16 protein-coding genes are annotated in these 18215 nt (G+C 71.2%); 2 read left to right on the top strand and 14 right to left on the bottom strand.

Going from position 1 to position 18215, the window contains the following annotated elements:
- Positions 1 to 262: 262 nt before the first annotated feature.
- The 8 genes from AB0E02_RS16545 to AB0E02_RS16510 form a co-directional block, all read right to left on the bottom strand.
- Positions 263 to 763 (bottom strand): FBP domain-containing protein, encoded by a 501-nt coding sequence (locus AB0E02_RS16545; protein ID WP_362139675.1) that lies wholly within the window; start codon positions 761 to 763, stop codon positions 263 to 265.
- An 83-nt stretch (positions 764 to 846) separates the two neighbouring features.
- A complete protein-coding gene (locus AB0E02_RS16540) occupies positions 847 to 1494 on the bottom strand; it encodes a hypothetical protein (RefSeq protein WP_362139672.1) in 648 nt (215 codons plus the stop codon).
- Positions 1495 to 1698: 204 nt separating this feature from the next.
- Positions 1699 to 2877, bottom strand: a complete 1179-nt coding sequence (locus tag AB0E02_RS16535) for a S8 family serine peptidase (RefSeq protein ID WP_362139670.1) — start codon at positions 2875 to 2877, stop codon at positions 1699 to 1701.
- A gap of 115 nt (positions 2878 to 2992) precedes the next feature.
- Entirely contained in the window at positions 2993 to 4405 is a 1413-nt protein-coding gene (locus AB0E02_RS16530) for a hypothetical protein (protein WP_362139668.1), read from the bottom strand.
- A gap of 56 nt (positions 4406 to 4461) precedes the next feature.
- Entirely contained in the window at positions 4462 to 4773 is a 312-nt protein-coding gene (locus AB0E02_RS16525) for a hypothetical protein (protein WP_362139666.1), read from the bottom strand.
- 304 nt (positions 4774 to 5077) lie between these two features.
- Positions 5078 to 6415, bottom strand: a complete 1338-nt coding sequence (locus AB0E02_RS16520; RefSeq protein ID WP_362139664.1) for a metallophosphoesterase — start codon at positions 6413 to 6415, stop codon at positions 5078 to 5080.
- Between the two features lie 501 nt (positions 6416 to 6916).
- Positions 6917 to 7696, bottom strand: coding sequence for a guanitoxin biosynthesis heme-dependent pre-guanitoxin N-hydroxylase GntA (gene gntA / locus AB0E02_RS16515; protein ID WP_362139661.1), 780 nt, complete (start codon positions 7694 to 7696; stop codon positions 6917 to 6919).
- 458 nt (positions 7697 to 8154) lie between these two features.
- Complete coding sequence (locus AB0E02_RS16510; protein WP_030417175.1) at positions 8155 to 8406, bottom strand: SCO4848 family membrane protein; 252 nt, start codon at positions 8404 to 8406, stop codon at positions 8155 to 8157.
- 10 nt (positions 8407 to 8416) lie between these two features.
- Here AB0E02_RS16510 and AB0E02_RS16505 point away from each other — a divergent pair, with 10 nt between their 5' ends.
- Positions 8417 to 9904 (top strand): D-alanyl-D-alanine carboxypeptidase, encoded by a 1488-nt coding sequence (locus AB0E02_RS16505; protein WP_362139724.1) that lies wholly within the window; start codon positions 8417 to 8419, stop codon positions 9902 to 9904.
- Positions 9905 to 10028: 124 nt separating this feature from the next.
- Here AB0E02_RS16505 and AB0E02_RS16500 read toward each other — a convergent pair whose 3' ends face one another.
- From AB0E02_RS16500 to glyA, 4 genes are all read right to left on the bottom strand, one after another.
- The gene (locus tag AB0E02_RS16500; RefSeq protein WP_362139658.1) at positions 10029 to 10955 is read right to left on the bottom strand and encodes a YihY/virulence factor BrkB family protein; all 927 of its coding nucleotides are present in this window, start codon (positions 10953 to 10955) and stop codon (positions 10029 to 10031) included.
- Positions 10956 to 11259: 304 nt separating this feature from the next.
- Positions 11260 to 11844: a 2'-5' RNA ligase family protein gene (locus AB0E02_RS16495; RefSeq protein WP_362139656.1), complete on the bottom strand. Its 585-nt coding sequence runs from the start codon at positions 11842 to 11844 to the stop codon at positions 11260 to 11262.
- Between the two features lie 184 nt (positions 11845 to 12028).
- Positions 12029 to 13042 carry a tryptophan--tRNA ligase gene (gene trpS, locus AB0E02_RS16490; protein ID WP_362139654.1) on the bottom strand — a complete coding sequence of 338 codons (1014 nt, stop codon included), beginning with the start codon at positions 13040 to 13042 and terminating at the stop codon, positions 12029 to 12031.
- Positions 13043 to 13320: 278 nt separating this feature from the next.
- Complete coding sequence (glyA, locus tag AB0E02_RS16485; protein ID WP_362139651.1) at positions 13321 to 14637, bottom strand: serine hydroxymethyltransferase; 1317 nt, start codon at positions 14635 to 14637, stop codon at positions 13321 to 13323.
- 316 nt (positions 14638 to 14953) lie between these two features.
- On the opposite strand from glyA, the gene rocD reads away from it, so the two are divergent.
- On the top strand, positions 14954 to 16171 hold the full coding sequence (rocD, locus tag AB0E02_RS16480; protein ID WP_362139648.1) for an ornithine--oxo-acid transaminase: 1218 nt from the start codon (positions 14954 to 14956) through the stop codon (positions 16169 to 16171).
- Positions 16172 to 16506: 335 nt separating this feature from the next.
- Here rocD and AB0E02_RS16475 read toward each other — a convergent pair whose 3' ends face one another.
- Positions 16507 to 17697 carry a glutathionylspermidine synthase family protein gene (locus AB0E02_RS16475; protein WP_362139646.1) on the bottom strand — a complete coding sequence of 397 codons (1191 nt, stop codon included), beginning with the start codon at positions 17695 to 17697 and terminating at the stop codon, positions 16507 to 16509.
- A 17-nt stretch (positions 17698 to 17714) separates the two neighbouring features.
- Positions 17715 to 18122 (bottom strand): hypothetical protein, encoded by a 408-nt coding sequence (locus AB0E02_RS16470; RefSeq protein ID WP_030417203.1) that lies wholly within the window; start codon positions 18120 to 18122, stop codon positions 17715 to 17717.
- Between the last annotated feature and the right edge of the window lie 93 nt (positions 18123 to 18215).

The following is an 18215-nucleotide window of genomic DNA, read 5'->3' as shown; positions in this document are numbered from 1 at the left end:
AGACGGCACTCCGGTACCCGCGAGCGCCGTTGCCGACTCTCCTGACGTTCGTCCGCTGAACGGCCCGTCCGTGGCCGACCCGGAGGTCCTGTTCCAGAACCCGTGACGTGCGGCGAGGGCGTGTGGTGAGGGCGCGCGAAGACGGGTGAGGGCGTGCGGTGAGAACGCGCGAAGACGGGTGAGGGCGTGCGGTGAGAACGCGCGAAGACGGGTGAGGGCGCGCGAGGGCACTCCCTCACCCGCCCTCGCTCCCTCCCCCGGTTCAGCCCTCCAGCACCTTGTCGAGAAACTCGTCCAGGTTGCGCACCGTGCGCTCGATCCGCGCCTCCAGCGGCAGCGTCTCCTCGTGCCGCCCGGCGAGCTGGGACCGCTTGCGCCCGCGTACGTAGAGGGAACACGCGAGGTCGGCGCAGAGGTACGTGCCGACGGTGTTTCCCTGCCGCCCGGACGGACCGGCCCGCCGCGCGGCCAGCAGACTGACCCCCGACCCCGGGTGCCCGGTCATGCAGACCGAACAGACCGTCGTCTTGGTGAAACTCCGCCGCACCCCCTGCGGCACCCTGAGAGTGACGCCGATGAGCCCGTCGCCGCGCGGCGCCACCAGATAACTCCGGTCCGGCGCCCCGGGATCGCGCCACCCCAGAAAGTCCAGATCCCCCCACGGCAGTCCGGCCAGCCCCACCGGCAGATTGATCCGGCTCGCCTCCCCCTTCGAGCAATTCACAAAGGAGGCACGTATCGCTTTTTCACCTACGGGGTCCATAACACCCGAAGCTAACAGCGGTGATGCGGCCCCGTCGTCCGAATTTCCCGCCGCGCACGCAGGTGTCGATCAGGGATCAGGGATCAGGCCCCCGGCCGCATCATCACCGCACGCTTCGTCCGGTGCGTGAGCTTCGCCTGCTCCGCTCGTGCGAGACGCTCGGGGCCGGCCTCCGCACGTCGCCCGGCGTACTTTTCCCAGTCCGCCGGCTTCAGGAAGAACATCGCCTTGCTCCCGGGCACCACCAACACACCGCCGAAGGCCAGGTCACCGGCGACCCACGCCCCTTCTTCCGTACCCTCCGGCCAGCGCCGGCGTCCGGCCGCGTGGACCGCCAGCATCAGCGGCGCCCCGTGCTGCCCGCGCGTCGTCACGCGGATCTCGAAGACATTGCCGTACCGGGTCCACCGCTCACGCTTCTTGACCACCCGGGGGTGGAACTCCAGCGGATAGCTGCGGAGTACTCGCGCGCACTGGGGTCCACGGATTCCGTGAATGACCCGGTACAGGGTGAAGATGAAGAGGAAGACACCGGCAACGACGGGCAGGGTAAGGAAAATCGAGTTCGAGCCCGTCACATGGGCCAACACGACCGGGATTGCCACAAGAAGCGCGGAGACCAGCAGACGCAAGGCGATGAGTCCGGTCAGAGCACGGTAATGAGTCTTCAACACCTCCGCCGTGTCCGGAGCCTCAAGCGGCGGTGCCGGTGTACGCGAATCGTGCGCCAAGACATTCTCCTTCCGGGTCGGCTGCCATCAACCGAACGGGTCCTTCGCCGTGTCGGCTGCCGCGCCGGGGCCCGTTACCGCGATCGTGCCCTGCCGGACCGGGTCCTCGGGAAGACTGCCGTCCTCCTTGGGGCCAGACCGGTTGAGAAATGCGCCGCGGCCGCTCCGGAGCGGAACGGCCGCGGCAGTGTACGGAGTGGAAGCTCAGCCCCACGCCTGATTGCGCGAGTTGCGGCGGCGCACGGCGACCACGATGCCGATCACGATGCCGGCAACGACCAGGACACCGAGGGCGATGCCGCCGATGAGCAGGGCGGTCTGCTTGCCGCCCATGGGGGGATTGGGGTCGGAGCCCTTGTCGGCGGCCGTGTCGGAGTACTTGCCCTTCGGCATCGGCAGCGGGCCGGCCGCCGGACCGGCGGGGATGTCCTGGCGCAGGGCGGGACCGGGCTGGATGAAGCCGTAACCGTAGTGGGCGTCCGGGAGCTTGAGGTGCTTGGCCTTCTCGGCCTGCGCGAGACCGGCGGTCTTCACCAGGCGGTTGGCGATCTGGCCGGGGGTGAGGTCGGGGAACTTCTGCTTGAGCAGGGCCGCGGCGGCCGATACGTAGGCGGTGGCGGCGGAACTGCCGTTCGCTGCGGTGTCGTAGTCGTGGTCGCTCTTGCCCATGGCGACGGCGACCTTCTCACCGGGCGCGAGCAGGTCGGTGTCCGCGTTGTAGTTGTTGGCGTCAGCCGCCTTGCCGTACTGGTCGACCGAGCCCACACCGATCGCCCCGGGGCAGCCGACCGGGTAACTCTTGTGCGTCCAGCCGTCGTTACCCACGCCGGCCACGACCACGACACCCTTGTCGAGGGCGTAGTGGATGGATTCGCAGGTGTCGCCCTGGAGATCGCCGCCATAGGACATGTTGATCACGTCTGCACCATGATCCACAGCCCATCGCGTGGCCTGTCCGGAGTTCTTGTACTCCGGGACAGGAAGGATCTTGGCGTCGGGTGCCAGCCCCTTGACGCCTTCGGAACCTCCCGGCCCGTGACCGTGCCCCGCGATGATCCCGGCCATCGCGGTGCCGTGGTCGCGGATGTCCTCGTTCGGCTTGAGGTGCTTGGCGCCCTCGGCCTCCGTCGCCTTGCCGAAGTCCGGCCCGGGAAGGAACTGGCCCGTCAGGTCCTGGTGCGTCGTACGGAAGCCGCTGTCGAGCACGGCCACCGTCACGCCCTTGCCGGTGGCCTCCTTCCAGAGCTGCTGGGCCCCGAACGCCTCCAGCGGCCACTGGGCCTTTCGGACCTGGTCCGCGGAGGCGGTCCCGCCCGCGGACAGCAGCAGTGCTCCGGTCAGCGCAGCACCCACCGTCGCGCGCAGTGTTCGGGTGACCCTCATCCTTCGCTCCTTCTTGCTGTGCTGTCCGGCGGCCTTGTTCCGCCTGAGGAAAGGCCCCGCACACATGGGAGTGCGGGGCCTTTCCTCGTTGGCCGCATGCGACGTTATCGTCGGCCTACTCGATGACGCGAGGGGCAACGTTACGTTGCGGGTTCCAGGTCTCCTCGTCCTCGACGAGGTAGTCGGGGCGCTGTCCGGTGGTGCGCTCCTTCTCCTTGCCCTTGCCCTTCGCTGCGGCGGCGCCCATCATGCCCGCCTGCTTGCCACCGCGGCTGCGGTGCAGGCCCGAGCCGCCCTGCTTGGCACCGCCCGCGGGACCGCCCGGCTTGCCGACCAGTCCGCCACGGGTACGCGCCTGCGGCCCGCTGCGCCCGGCCGCGCCCTTGAGGCCGCCCGTCTTGCCGGCTGCTCCGGCGCCCGGCATGCCGCCGCGCATCCCGCCGGCACCGCCGGCGCCCCGGGATCCGCCCATGCCGCCGGGCATGCCGACGACACCGGGCGGGACCGCACCGCCGGGGAAACCCCCCGTACCGCCGGTCACGCCGTGGCTGCCGCCGGTGGTCCCACCGCTGAAGGTGCCGCCGCCCGTCGGCGGGGCGAGGGTGCCACCCTGCACGCTGTCGAGACCGGTGGTCACCGGCACGTCGGGGCGGTGCAGCTTGGGTGCGTCGAACCCTTCGGGAACGGCGCCGCCGCCTGCCCCGTTCGGCATCTTCGGCATCGCGGACTGATGCGGGTGGGTGCCGCCCGTGACCGGCATGCGCACCGGAGGCGGCGGCGTGTGCGTCGACGGCTGCTTGGGCCAGTCGCCGGTGGGACCGGCGGGGTCGGTGTCTTCCCTGAGGATGCCGCCGTGGCCGTCGTAGTTGGCCGCCAGCTCATCCATCACGATGACCGCCTCGACCTGACGCTCCTTGCTCAGGGACAGGTTGTCCCGGTTGAGCTCCAGCGCCATGCGGGTGTCCATCTTGGGGTTCGCCATGTCCCGCTTGAACTGACTGTCGTCGCCGCTCTCGTCGGTCGCCCGGTCCACGACCCCCGGGTCATGGATCTTCGACATGGCCTTCTTGGCTTCGCGAAGATTGTGGGCAACACCGACTTCCGGCCCGGATGTCCTCGAACCGATCAGCGTGGATTCCACATTCCGGGAAAGCTGATACGTCCGATCGATCTTCTCCAGCACCTTGCCGGCTTCCCTGCGGAACGCCTGCGCCGCCGACCCCTCCCAGTGCGCCGAGGCGTGGTCGACCGCGTCCATGAAGGCCTTGCGGATGCCGCCGCGGCCGTCCTCGCCGCCCAGACGGTCGGCGGAGGCGCGCCAGTGGTGACCAGAGGTCTCGATCGCCTCGGGGCTGGCGTGCTCGATCATGGCGCGGAGCGCGTTGATGCCGTGGTGATGGAAGTCGGACGGAGACCGAGGGGTGAGGCGCTGGCCCTTGAACGACTTCAGCCGCTCTTCCCGCTCGTGGTTCTTGCGCTGCTGTTCCATCGCCTTGGCGCTGTCGTACTCCTGCTTGGCGTCAACCATGCAGGCCCCCCTTCATCTCCATCTCCGCCCTTCGTGCACGCGTCCCCGAGTGGTGCTCAGCCATTCATCGAGGTCTTCGTCTGGTGCTCCTGGTCCTCGTACGCGCCGCGGCTGGCTTCCGTCTTCTCGCCGAACTTGTGGATGAGGTCCTGGAGCGCGTTGATGACCTGCGACATGTACGACTGCATGTCGTCATGGGCCTTCGCGAGGTCGCCCGCCTCAAGGAAATTCACGCCGAACGCCGACTTCGGAATGGTCGTGCTGTATTTCACCTTCTGGCTGGGTTCGTCCATGTCGCCTCGAAGGTGGCGGAGTTGGCGCACCACGCTGTCCAGTTCGTCGAGATCGACCCTGAAGCGCTCGCTCATTCCTTCTCCCCGTTCCCCGTCTGCCCGGCCCGTTCCCCACGCACCGCCCCGTGAAGCCGTCGCTAAGGGCAACATAAAGTCAATAAATACTAGGGAGTTGGGTGCCTTCGATGCAAGATCGAAAGTCATGATCTGTCCGATTTAGCGCAGGATGGTGCCGCACTTTGTAGAGGGGTTGTTACCTGCGGGCGCAACCTGCTCCCCGCTCCGACCGAAGGTGATCAAGACCGGGGCGATCAGGACCGAAGGTGATCACGGCCGCCGGTCACGCCCACCGGTCATGCCCGCCAGTCATGCCCGCCGGTCATGCGCGCAGGGCGGCCAGTTCGACCACCGTGACGTCCGGGGGTGCGCCCAGCCGTACGGGCGGCCCCCAGGCCCCGGCGCCGCGGGTCACGTACAGCTGGGTGTCGCCGTAGCGCTCCAGGCCCGCGACGGTCGGGTTCGTGGCCTCGGCGACGTAGGTGAAGGGCCACATCTGGCCGCCGTGGGTGTGGCCGGAGAGCTGGAGGTCCACCCCGTACCGCACGGTGTCGTGGATGGTGACCGGCTGGTGCGCCATGAGGACGACGGCGCGGGTCGGGTCGCGGTCACCCAGCGCCAGGTCGTAGTCGGGGCCGGCGTGTTCGGTCGCACCGGCGAGGTCGTTGACACCCGCGAGATCGAAGCCGGGCAGGGCGGTCCGCGCGTTCTCCAGCGGATGGATGCCCAACTCGCGTACGTGGTCCACCCATTGGGCGGCGCCCGAGTAGTACTCGTGGTTGCCGGTGACGAAGTACGCACCGTGGCGGGCGCGCAGGTCGCGCAGGGGCTCCGCGGCCGGGCCGAGGTCGGCGACGCTGCCGTCGACCAGGTCGCCGACGATGGCGATCAGGTCGGGAGAGGTGCGGTTGACCGTGTCGACGACGCGCCGGGTGTGTGCGCGGCCGAGGATCGGTCCCAGGTGGATGTCGCTCACCACGGCGATGCGGAATCCGTGGGCGGCGCGCGGCAGTTTGGCCAGCGGTACCGTCACCCGCTTCACGGACGGGCCGCGGAAGGTGGTCGCGGTCCCGTACCCGACGGCGGCCGTGGCGGCCAGGGATGCACCGGCGGCCACCGCCCGGGCGAGGAAGAGCCGTCGGGGCGGGGTGGGGAGCGGGGGCAGCGCGGGGGTACGGGGCGGCAGAAGGGTGGGGGCGGAGGAGGGGGTGGGTACAGGGGGCGACGAGGTGGCCGCGCGGGGGCCGTCGGGGGCTTCGCAGCCCTCGGGTACTTCGGGTCCCTCCGGTGAGCGGGAGGGGGACGGGACCGGGAGGGTGGCGGGGGCCGGAGTCGCCGGTGCCTCCCGCCCCCGGAGGAGCCGCAGGCCCACCGCCCGTACGATCTCGCCGGCCAGCAGTGCCAGGACGAGGTACAGCAGCAGGGCCAGCCAGAGGTACCCGGGCCAGGCCAGCATCTGCTGGAGCACGAAGGGGACGCCGGCCCGGCCGGCGAGGAGGGCGCCGAGGGAGAGCAGCGGGAGGGCGAAGGCGGCGGCGGTGCCGGCGCGGCGGGCCCGGCTGCCGGGTGCGGTGGTGTCGCGGACCAGGCGGCACCACACGTAGCGGTGCACGCCGAAGAACAGGCCGAGGACCGGCACCGCGATCAGGGCAAAGACCACCGCGTCTCCCTAGCTTCAGTTGTCCGGAGGCCGTTGTTCGGAGGCCGTTGTCCGGAGGCCGTTGTCCGGAGCCCTCAGTGCCCTGAAGGCCTCCGGTGGCCCGTATACCTCCGGTGTCCCGGATACTTCCGGTGTCCCGAATACCTCGGTATCCCGGGAGCCTCAGGTGCCCCGGGAGCACCAGGCATCCCCGGGGCTCCAGACGTCCCGGGAACTCCAGACGTCCCGGGCGAGCACGCTATCGGGCGCCCGGCCGGCAGCGGCGCACCGGCACCCGGCGGGGAGGGGAAAGCGGCGCCCCTCGGAACGGGAATCGGAACGAGGAAGGGGCGACCGGCGGGATGGGGAAGCGGCGCCCGGCAGGGGCAGGCCGCCGGGCACCCGGTCGTCCCGCCCCCACGCGCTTCGCTCAACACTCACATGCCTCGCTCAGCCCCGTTCCACGCGCCCCGCTCAGCCCCGCCTCACGCGCCTCACTCAGACCCGCCCCACGCGCCTCGCTCAGGCCCCCGAGGGAGTCAGTTCCCGGTCCAGATCGCGGTCCAGATCACGGTCCAGATCCCGGCCCCGGTCCAGATCGCCTTCCCGGGCCGGGCCCGCCTCGCCGGAGGCGGAGACGGTTGCCGGGGCGGGCACGGGAACGAACGGGCACTGCCATTCCGCGGGCTTGGGGCGGCCGGAATAGCGGCGGGCCTCGGAAAGCTCCTCGTATTCCTGCAAATTCGGATTGATATCGCCCTGCAGCTTGATGTCCTGCTTGCGTATCTTTTCCGCCAGGCGGTCCCACATTCCCGCGCCCTTGATGCGGGTGAACTGCTCGTGGGAGTTGAAGGCGAGCATCGGGAAGGGCGGACGGCGGCCCCAGCGGCGGTGGGTCTCGTGCAGGCCGATCACGAAGAACGGGTGTCCGGCCACGCTGTACGCGAATTCCCGGGCCTGCGGGTCCGAGGCATAGCCCGCCGCCCACTGGTGGTTCTCCGCGTCCTGCTCGTGGAGGAGCTGGAGCTGCTGCCAGAGGAGTTCCTCGAAGCGCAGTTCGTCCACACCGCGGGGTTGCTCGAAGGTGGCGATGAAGCTGGTGAAGGACCGGGCGCTCCAATCCGCCGAGCCGACGAATTCCGCGAGATCGAGCGCCATCAGCCGGGCGGCCTCCTCGCTCCCCAGCACGTCATAGTGCCGGTGTGTGATGCCGCCCTGGCGCCAGGCCGAACGGCCCGCCAGGCAGGAGAACCGGTCCCCCAGGATGAACGCCTCGACCTCACCACGCGCGTCCGACGTCATGGACAGCCTTCCTTCCACCTACATGCCTCCTCGACGGGAGATCATCTCCTTCACGCATCCGAAAGCACCCACCCCGTACGGGCGGCACCCGGGGCCGGGGACGGCGCACGGCAGGGCAGCCGTGACCGCACCCGGGTAGCGCCGGGTCCGCATGAGACGGGGGAAGTCGCCTGGTGATTGTGACCGGAGGAAGCGGATCTGGGAAAACCCCGCAGCAAAATTCCTCGCGACGAATCGCTCACATTCCGGGATGATTACGGCGGTTCACGGAGGGTGAGTAGGCCGCGGGCTGAACAGGGCGGGGCGACGGCGGGCCGAGGGGTCCTGGCGGGGCGGCGCGGACCGAGCAGCCGGTCCGTCCCCGGGAGTTCGCCGGAGCCGTCCCGTCCGCTACTTGTCCCCCGCCTCCGCTTGTCCCCCGCCTCTACTTGTCCCCCGCCTCTACTTGTTCGCCGCCTCTACTTGTCCGCCGCCGCGCGGCGCAGGGCCCGTACGCCACGGAACCCGATCACGCCGATTGCCGTCCCCAACAGAAAGGACGTCACGGCCAGCAGCAGATGGACCCAGAAGTACGCGGTCGGGTCGCCGGCGTCGTTGAAGGCCAGACCGCTCCCGTCCTTGCAGAGGTTTTTGACGAAAGTGATCCAGATGAACCAGCTCCAGACCCCGAAGGCGAGCAGGAACCAGGACACGGGGCGAGAGAGCTTCATGGGTTCCAGTATGGGCAGCGGCTCCATCCGGCCGTCGGGAGGGGCACTCTTCCGTGGGGTGCTGTCGGCGACCGGGGCGAAGAGGGGTACGTTCAGCGACGTGCCGACGACCTTCAGTGCTTTCACGGCTTCCGTCCCTGCCCGCCCCTCCACGTCCCCCGGCGCCCCGGACGCCCTCGATGCGTCCGGCACGTCCGGTCCGGCCGGCGCCGCCGGAGCCTCCCGTGCCGCCGGTGCCGCCGGTACTGCCCGTGCCGCCGGTGCTGCCGGGCGCGCCGCGGTGCGTCGCGGCCGGTCCCTGCGTGCCGCCGCCGCACTGGCCGTCTCCGGGCTGCTGACCTCTCCGCTGCTGGCCGGCACCGCGTACGCCGACCAGAAGGACCCCAAGGCCCCCGCGCCGCCGGCCAAGATGTCGCAGATCGGCGGGGAGCGGCTGGGCACGCCCGGCGTACAGGTGCAGCTGAAGCCCGGTGCGCCGAAGCTGCCGGGGCCGGACGCGCTGACCGCCCGGTCCTGGATCGTCTCGGACGCCGCGACCGGCAAGGTGCTGGCCGCGAAGAACCCGCACTGGCAACTGGCGCCCGCCAGCACGCTGAAGATGCTGTTCGCGGACACCGTCATGCCGAAGTTCCCGAAGAACCAGAAGCACACGGTCAAGCCCGCCGACCTCGCGGGCATGGGCGTGGGCAGCAGCCTGGTCGGGATAAAGGAGAACCTGACCTACACGGTCCACGACCTGTGGCTCGGGGTCTTCCTGCGCTCCGGGAACGACGCGGTGCACACCCTCTCGGCGATGAACGGCGGGACGAAGACCACCGTCTCGCAGATGCAGCGGCACGCGAAGGAACTGAACGCCAACGACACGCACGTCGTCACGCCGGACGGTTACGACGCGCCGGGGCAGGTCTCCAGCGCGTACGACCTGAGCCTGTTCGCCCGGGCCGGGCTGCGGAACGCCGACTTCCGCGAGTACTGCTCGACCGCGAGCGCCCAGTTCCCCGGGGACAAGGGCAAGGACGGCAAGCGCGCGACGTTCGGGATCCAGAACACCAACCGCCTGCTCAGCGGCGACTACGACATCAAGCCCTACCCCGGGATCGCGGGCGTGAAGAACGGCTCGACCACCAACGCCGGGTCGACCTTCACCGGCATGGCGCAGCGCGGTGACCGCAAGCTGCTGGTCACCGTCATGCACCCGGAGAAGGCGGTGCACAACGAGGCCTACCGCGAGGCCGCCAAGCTGCTCGACTGGGGGTTCGCGGCGGCCGACAAGGTCGAGCCGGTCGGCCGGCTGGTCGGGCCGCGCAGCGAGGACGACGGCACCGGCGCGGTGAGCGCCCAGGGCAAGCGCCACAAGGGCGGGCAGGGGAGCACCCAGGCGGCGCTGGACAGCACCGGCTCGGGCAGCACCTGGACCGCGGTGGGGATCACCGGCGGTGCGGTGGTGGTGCTGGGCGCGGTGGCACTGGTGGTGCGCCGGCGCCGCGCCACGAAGTGAGTCAGCGGGGCGGAGTGAGCCGACGGGCGGAGCGAGCCTGCGGGGCGAGTGAGCCTGCGAGGTGGAGTGAGTCAGCGGGGGCGGGGAGTGAGTCGGCGGGCGAGGTGAGCCGGTGGGGCGGGGGCTATGCGGCGCCCGCCGCCGCTTGGGCGGCCCCCGGCCCCGCGTCGCCGGATTCCTCCGCCCCGGGCGCCCCGTTCGTCTCCTCCCCCGCCGTGGCCGTCCACGAGGCGCAGTACACCAGCAGCTTCGCGGTGAAGTTGATCCACAGCAGCAGCGCGATCGGGGTGCCGAAAGCGCCGTACATGCTGCGTGAGGCGACGCCCTGCAGATAGCCGCTGAGCAGCAGCTTCAGCAGTTCGAAGCCGATGGCGCCGAGGAGGCCGGCGATGACCACGGCGCTGCGCGGCGGGTGGGCGCCGGGCAGTTTGGTCAGGACGTAGACGAGCAGCAGGAAGTCCGCGAGGACGGCGATGCAGAAGCCGGCGGCGGACAGCAGTACGGTGCCGATGCCGCCCTCCGCCAGGCCGAGCGCGTCCGCCGCCTTGCCGACCGCCGAGGACGCGAAGGCCGAGCAGGCGAACGAGAGCAGGGCGACCCCGCCGAGCCCCAGCAGCAGCGCGCCGTCCCGGAGCTTGCCGACGAAGAAGTTGGTGTCGTCGTCGCCCTTCTCCCATACGGCGCGCAGGCAGTCGCGCAGCGAGTCGACCCAGCCGATGCCGGTGAACAGCAGCGCGGCACCGGCGACCAGACCGATCGTGGTGGCGTTGGCGACGAGCCCGGCGATGTCCATCTGCCCGGAGATGCCGGGGAGCTGCTCGGCGACCTTGACCTCCAGCTTGTGCAGATCGCTGTCGCTGAGCAGCGCGGCGCCGATCGCGGCGCCCACGGTGAGCAGCGGGAAGAGGGCGACGAAGCTGGTGAAGGTGATCGCGGCGGCGAGCCGGGTCCAGTGCACCCGGAGCATGCGTTCGTAGGCGTGCCAGAGGTGAGTGGTCATCAGCCAGCCGACGGCCGGGCCGACCACCGGCAGTTTCCTCAACCAGTCCACGACGTTCCCCTCGTACGTACAGCAGGCGGTCACCCCGGTGATCCGGAACCCTAAAGTCCGACTACCCCGTAACGGCCTCCGCGCATCCGGTGCCCGTAACGGCCTGCGCGCATCCGGTGCCTTGTAACGCCCCGGTGCATCCGGCCGACGGCCGCCGCACGCCAGGAGAGAGGCCGCCGCACACCAGGAGAGGGCCGTCGCAGGACAGAAGAGGACCGCCACACGACAGGAAAGCACCGCCACGCGACACGAGAGGGCCGCACACCGGGAGACGCCCGGCGGCAGACCGCGCGGATGGTGTGTCTCAGCAGGAAGGGGCCGGGGGGCGGGAGAGGTCGACGGCCTGGCGGGGGACGGCGGGGGCCTGCGGGCCGAAGGGGTACTCGCGCTCCAGGCGCCAGACGGCGTCCGCGCCCTGCTGGTAGAGGGCGAACCCGGCGATCGTCCACGTCGCGGAGAAGTCCGCGAGCTCGGCCCGGGCGCGGTCCATGGCGTCCTCGGCGATGCCGTGCGCGACCGTCACATGGGGGTGGTACGGGAACTGCAGCTCACGGGCGCACGGGCCGGAGGCGGCGCGCACCCGGGCCTGGAGGGCGGTGCAGCCGGCCGCGCCCTCGGTGACCTTCACGAAGACGACCGGGGAGAGCGGGCGGAAGGTGTCGGTGCCCTCCAGCCGGAGCGGGAAGGGGCGGGAGACGGCCGCGACCCCGGCCAGGTGGCGCTCGATGGCGGGCAGCGCGTCGGCCTGGACCTCCGTGGGCGGGAGGAGGGTGATGTGGGTGGGGATGCCGTGTGCGGCGGGGTCCCCGAAGCCGGCGCGCTTCCGCTGGAGGAAGCTGCCGTACGGCTCCGGGACCGCGATCGAAACGCCCAGCGTTACGGTCCCCACTGGCTTCTCCCTCCTGACGTGTGTGCGGCGCGCTCGCGCACCCTCTTAGTGTGCCGGGTGCGCACCCCGGAGGGGGAGCGTCCCCGGCCCTCGGACGGCCGGGCCGTTGTGCCCCCATGAGTGGGGGCGGCGGCCCCGGCGGGGTCCGCGCGGCCGGCCGGGGCGGGCCGCGCGGACCGTTCCGTCAGTGCTTGGCCGGCAGGAGTCCGAGCCGGTCGTAGGTGGTGGCGAGGGTCTCCGCGGCGACCGCGCGGGCCTTCTCCGCGCCCTTGGCCAGCAGGGAGTCCAGCGTTTCGGGGTCGTCGAGGAATTCCCGCGTACGGTCCCGGAACGGTGTGACGAAATCGACCATCACCTCGGCCAGATCCGTCTTGAGGGCGCCGTACATCTTGCCCTCGTAGGACTTCTCCAGGTCCGGGACGGCGGTGCCGGTGAGGGTGGAGAGGATGCTGAGGAGGTTGCTGACGCCCGGCTTGGCCTCGCGGTCGAAGCGGATCACCGTGTCGGTGTCCGTCACGGCGCTCTTCACCTTCTTCGCGGTGACCTTGGGGTCGTCGAGCAGGTCGATGATGCCCTTGGGCGAGGACGCCGACTTGCTCATCTTGATCGACGGGTCCTGAAGATCGAAGATCTTCGCCGTCTCCTTGAGGATGTACGGGTTGGGGATCGCGAAGGTGTCGCCGAAGCGGGTGTTGAAGCGGTCCGCGAGGTCGCGGGTCAGCTCCAGGTGCTGGCGCTGGTCCTCGCCGACCGGGACCTGATCGGCCTGGTAGAGGAGGATGTCGGCCACCATCAGCACGGGGTAGGTGAACAGACCGACGGTGGTGCGGTCCGCGCCCTGCTTGGCCGACTTGTCCTTGAACTGGGTCATCCGGGAGGCCTCGCCGAAGCCGGTGACGCAGTTCATGACCCAGGCGAGCTGGGCGTGCTCGGGCACGTGGCTCTGGACGAAGAGCGTGCAGCGCTCCGGGTCGAGGCCGGCCGCGAGCAGCTGGGCCGCCGCGATCCGGGTGTTGCGGCGCAGTTCCGCCGGGTCCTGCGGAACGGTGATCGCATGGAGGTCGACGACCATGTAGAAGGCGTCGTGGGACTCCTGGAGGTCCACCCACTGGCGCACCGCGCCGAGGTAGTTGCCGAGGTGGAAGGAGCCGGCGGTGGGCTGGATACCGGAGAGCACACGAGGACGATCGAGAGCCATGGACTGATTGTCTCAGGTCGCGGGGAGCGGTAGGGCGTCCGGTGGGCGCGGGGGTGGGCGGCGGGCCTCGGGGGCGGGGGTGGGGTGGGTTGGGGGTGAGGGGTGGGGGGAGGGCGGGGGTTCGTAGGGGTGATCCCGCAGGGGGTGGTCGAACGCATCCCCTAGGGGATGGCGAGGCCCCCTGCGGGGCCACAACGTGCAGGTGGGGGCGGCTATTCCCGGCGGGTACTCCCATCGGGCATCCCGGCGGTTGCTCCCCCACGGTTACGCCCCGGTGGTTACTCCCCGACGGCCAGGCCCGGTGCCGGGTAGGCCGCCATCAGGTCGGCGACCTCGGTGCGGATCGCCGTGAGGGCGTCCTCGTCGCCCTTCGCCGCGGCCTGGACGCCGCGGTCGATCCACTCCGCGACCTGCGGCATCCGGTCCGTGCCCAGGCCGCGGGAGGTGAGGGCCGGGGTGCCGATGCGGATGCCGGAGGGGTCGAAGGGCTTACGGGGGTCGAAGGGGACGGTGTTGTAGTTGACGACGATGCCCGCCCGGTCCAGCGCCTTGGCGGCGACCTTGCCGGGGACGTCCTTCGAGGTGAGGTCGATCAGCACCAGGTGGTTGTCGGTGCCGCCGGAGACCAGGTCGTAGCCGAGGGCCAGCAGCGCCTCGGCGAGCGCCTTGGCGTTGGCGACGACGGCGTGCGCGTACTCCCGGAAGGTCGGGGCGGCGGCCTCGCGCAGGGCGACCGCGATGGCGGCCGTGGTGTGGTTGTGCGGCCCGCCCTGCAGACCGGGGAAGACGGCCTTGTCGACGGCCTTGGCGTGGCTCGCCCGGGACATCAGCATCGCGCCGCGCGGCCCGCGCAGGGTCTTGTGCGTGGTGGTGGAGATGACGTCCGCGTGCGGGACGGGCGACGGGTGGGCGCCGCCCGCGACCAGCCCGGCGATGTGCGCGATGTCCGCGACGAGGACGGCGTCGACCTCGCGGGCGATCTCGCCGAACGCGGCGAAGTCGATGGTGCGCGGAACGGCCGTACCACCACAGAAGATGATCTTCGGGCGTTCCTTGCGGGCGAGGTCGCGCACCTCGTCGAAGTCGATCAGCGCGGTGTCGGCGCGTACGCCGTACTGGACCCCGCGGAACCACGTGCCGGTCGCCGAGACGCCCCAGCCGTGCGTGAGGTGGCCGCCCATCGGCAGTGACATGCCGAGCACGGTGTCGCCCGGTTCGGCGAACGCGAGGTAGGCGGCGAGGTTGGCGGGCGAGCCCGAGTACGGCTGGACGTTGGCGTGTTCGACACCGAAGACGGCCTTGGCGCGCTCGACGGCCAGGGTCTCGACGAGGTCGATGTTCTGCTGGCCTTCATAGTAGCGACGGCCCGGGTATCCCTCGCTGTACTTGTTCTGCAGCACCGTGCCGGTGGCTTCCAGGACGGCTGCGGAGACGTAGTTCTCGCTGGGGATCAGCCGCAGCGTGTCGGCCTGGAGCTGCTCCTCGGCGCCGACCAGCGCGGCCAGTTCGGGGTCGGCGGCGCTCAGCGCGGGATGGGAGAGGGATGCGGACTGCGGGTGCGCGGACTGGGCGTGCGCGGACTGCGGAAGTGACATGGCGTCCTCCGGGGCGGTCGATCGGTGGTCCGGTCGTGGTCCCGGGGTGCCCAGGCGGGGCGACACCTCGTGGTGGTGGCCACGCAGCGCTCCCTCGGGGTCGTTTCCCCGTACGCCAGTCGCGATGCGCACCGCCGAGTCTAGACGGCCGTGCGCGGCCCGGTGCCGGGAACACGCGTTCTGCGCCACGACCCGGCACAGGGAGCACCCGACTGCTCCGGTGGCTTCCGGACGAACCGTGTGCGGGGCAATATAGAGGGGCATATGGGGTACCTCACTCCATACGCCCCGTACGGCCTACCGGAACGGAGTCACGGTGACGTCCACGGAACCCGGCATCGCCGCCGCCCTCGCCGCCGCCGAAGCCCACAGCGCGCACAACTACCACCCGCTCCCGGTGGTCGTGGCGACCGCCGAGGGTGCCTGGATGACGGACGTGACGGGCCGGCGCTACCTGGACATGCTCGCCGGGTACTCCGCGCTGAACTTCGGGCACGGCCACCCGCGGCTGCTGGCCGCCGCCCGCGCCCAGCTGGAACGGGTCACCCTCACCTCACGCGCCTTCCACCACGACCGGTTCGGCGACTTCTGCACCCGGCTGGCCGAGCTGTGCGGGATGGAACTGGTGCTGCCGATGAACACCGGCGCCGAGGCGGTGGAGACCGCGGTGAAGACCGCCCGCAAATGGGGCTACCAGGTCAAGGGCGTCCCGGACGGCCGGGCGAAGATCGTCGTCGCGGAGGGCAACTTCCACGGCCGGACCACCACCATCGTCTCGTTCTCCAACGACCCCGAGGCCCGCGAGGGCTTCGGCCCGTACACCCCCGGTTTCGAGATCGTCCCCTACGGCGACCTGGCCGCGATGGAGGCGGCGGTCGACGAGCGGACCGTCGCGGTGCTGCTGGAGCCGATCCAGGGCGAGGCGGGCGTACGGGTGCCGCCGCCCGGCTATCTGGCGGGCGTGCGCGAGCTGACCCGGCGGCGGAACGTGCTGTTCGTCGCCGACGAGATCCAGTCCGGGCTGGGCCGCACGGGCCGGACCTTCGCCTGTGAGCACGAGGGCGTGGTGCCCGACGTGTACGTGCTCGGCAAGGCGCTGGGCGGCGGGGTGGTGCCGGTGTCGGCGGTGGTGTCCTCGCGCGAGGTCCTGGGCGTCTTCGCGCCGGGCGAGCACGGCTCGACGTTCGGCGGGAACCCGCTGGCCTGCGCGGTCGCGCTGGAGGTGATCGCGATGCTGCGGACCGGCGAATTCCAGGAACGGGCCACGGAGTTGGGCGAGCACCTGCACAGCGAGCTGGGGCTGCTGGTGGCCAGCGGGGCGGTGGACGCGGTGCGCGGCCGCGGACTGTGGGCGGGCGTGGACATCAACCCGTCCCGCGGCACCGGGCGCGCGGTCTCCGAGCAGCTGATGGCGCGCGGAGTGCTGGTCAAGGACACCCACGGCGCGACGATCCGGCTCGCGCCGCCACTGATGATCAGCAAGGAGGACCTGGACTGGGGGCTGGAACGGCTGCGGAGCGTCCTGGAGGCGTGACGGAAGGACCCGCCGGGATGGTGTGAGGGAACGGCGTGACGGGGGGCCTGCGGGGGCGGTGGACGGGCAGCGGGCGGCCGGCGGCGGGTGCGAGGCCCTGGCCGCTCGCTGTGCCAGGTCCGTACCGAGCCCCGCGCCGGCCCGTCCGGCCCGGGGGATCAGGTGGGAGGGGCCGGCCCAGCGGATCACGTGGGAAGGACCGGCTCAGCGGATCACGTGGGAGGGACCAGCCCAGCGGATCACGTGGGACCAGCCCAGCGGATCCCACGGGAGGGACCGGCTCAGCGGATCACGTGGGAGGGACCGGCCCAGCGGATCACACGGGAGGGACCGGCTCAGCGGATCACGTGGGGGAGGAAACGGGCGTACTCGTCCGTGACCGGGCCCGCCGACTCGCGGATGCCGAGGCCGGCCGCCTCGTCCTCGACGACCCAGGCACCCAGCACCACCCGGTTGCCGTCGAAGTCCGGCAGCGGCGCCAACTCCTGGTAGCAGCACGGGTCGTCGGGTCCGCGCAGCACCGGTTCGTCGCCCGGCCGGTGCAGGGTGACGCCGGCGCCCTCCCGGCCCAGCAGCGGTTTGGCGGCGTAACCGCGGGTGTGCGCCAGCTCGCGCGGCCCGTCCAGGTAGGCGGGCAGCAGGTTCGGGTGGCCCGGGTAGAGCTCCCACAGGATCGCCAGCAGCGCCTTGTTGGAGAGCAACATCTTCCAGGCGGGTTCGATCCAGAGGGTGGAGCCGGTGCCGCCGCCGTTGTCGAGGGTGTCCAGGACGTGCGGGCCGAAGTCGTCGGTGGCCAGCCACTCCCACGGGTAGAGCTTGAAGCAGGCCCGCACGAAGCGCAGCCGCTGGTCGACGAAGCGGCCCGAGAGCCGGTCCCAGCCGATCTCCTCCACGGGGACGGCGACGGTCGCGAGGCCCGCCTGCTGGGCCGTCTCCTCCAGGTAGGCGACGGTCATCAGGTCCTCGCCGAGCTCGTCGCCCGAGGAGTGCGCGAAGTGCACCGGCGCACCGGGCGGCAGCAGCGGGGCCTGCCGCTTCCAGGCCGCGACCAGCCGCTCGTGCAGCGAGTTCCACTGGTCGGCGCCGGGGAAGCGTTCCTCCATCCAGAACCACTGGGGGCTGGCGGCCTCGACCAGCGAGGTCGGCGTATCGGCGTTGTACTCCAGCATCTTGGCCGGGCCGGTGCCGTCGTAGTGAAGGTCGAACCGCCCGTAGAGGGACGGGAGTTCGGCGCGCCGGCGCCAGGACTCGGCGACCAGCGCGGCCAGCCGGGGGTCGGTGATCCCGAGGTCGGCGAAGCGGTCGCGGGCGACGATGTGCTCGGCCGCGGCCAGGCACATGCCGTGCAGCTCCTCGACGACCTCCTCCAGCGCCTCGACCTCCGGGAGGGTGAAGGAGTAGTACGCGCTCTCGTCCCAGTAGGGGCGCAGCGAGTCGTCCGGGTAGCGGGTGAGCGGGTAGATCAGGCCCTGCGCCTCGACGGTCTGCTGCCAGCCGGGGCGGGGTTCGATGGTGTGGCGTTCCATGCCCGTGCGGTGTCCGTTCAGCCGCCGAAGGAGCCGTGGTGGCTGCCGTGTCCGCCGTGGCCTCCGGAGCAGCCGAAACCGCCGCGGTTGACGGCCGTGGTCCGGCTGAAGGTGCCGTTGTCGGCGTACTTGCCGCCGCCGTTGTCGGGGTCGTAGTACCACTGGCCGTCGACCGGCCGCTTGCCGCGGCCCGACGTACCGGATCCGGCGCCACCGGTCCCCGAGCCGCCGGTGGACGAGCCGCCGCCGGCCGAGCAGTTCTTGGCGTCGACGACGCGGTAGCCCTTGACGACGTCGTAGCTGTTGCGGTCCACGCAGCGCTTGTCCGGATCGGAGCCGCAGGACGTCAGGGCGGCGGCCAGGGCGCCCATACCGCCCAGGATCACCGTGCTCGACCGCAGCCGGCGGCGTGCTTTCTCGGCCATTTTCTGCCTCCCCGTGGACGGACATCCGTACGAACGGGGAGCAAGCTTAGGGGCACGCGGTACGGCGCCGGACCGCCCCTTCGGACGGCCCGG

The organism is Streptomyces sp. NPDC048196 (assembly GCF_040652715.1).
Lineage (GTDB): Bacteria > Actinomycetota > Actinomycetes > Streptomycetales > Streptomycetaceae > Streptomyces > Streptomyces siderophoricus.
Note: the sequence above shows the minus strand (reverse complement) of the source record. Positions and strands in the feature narration are given on the sequence as shown.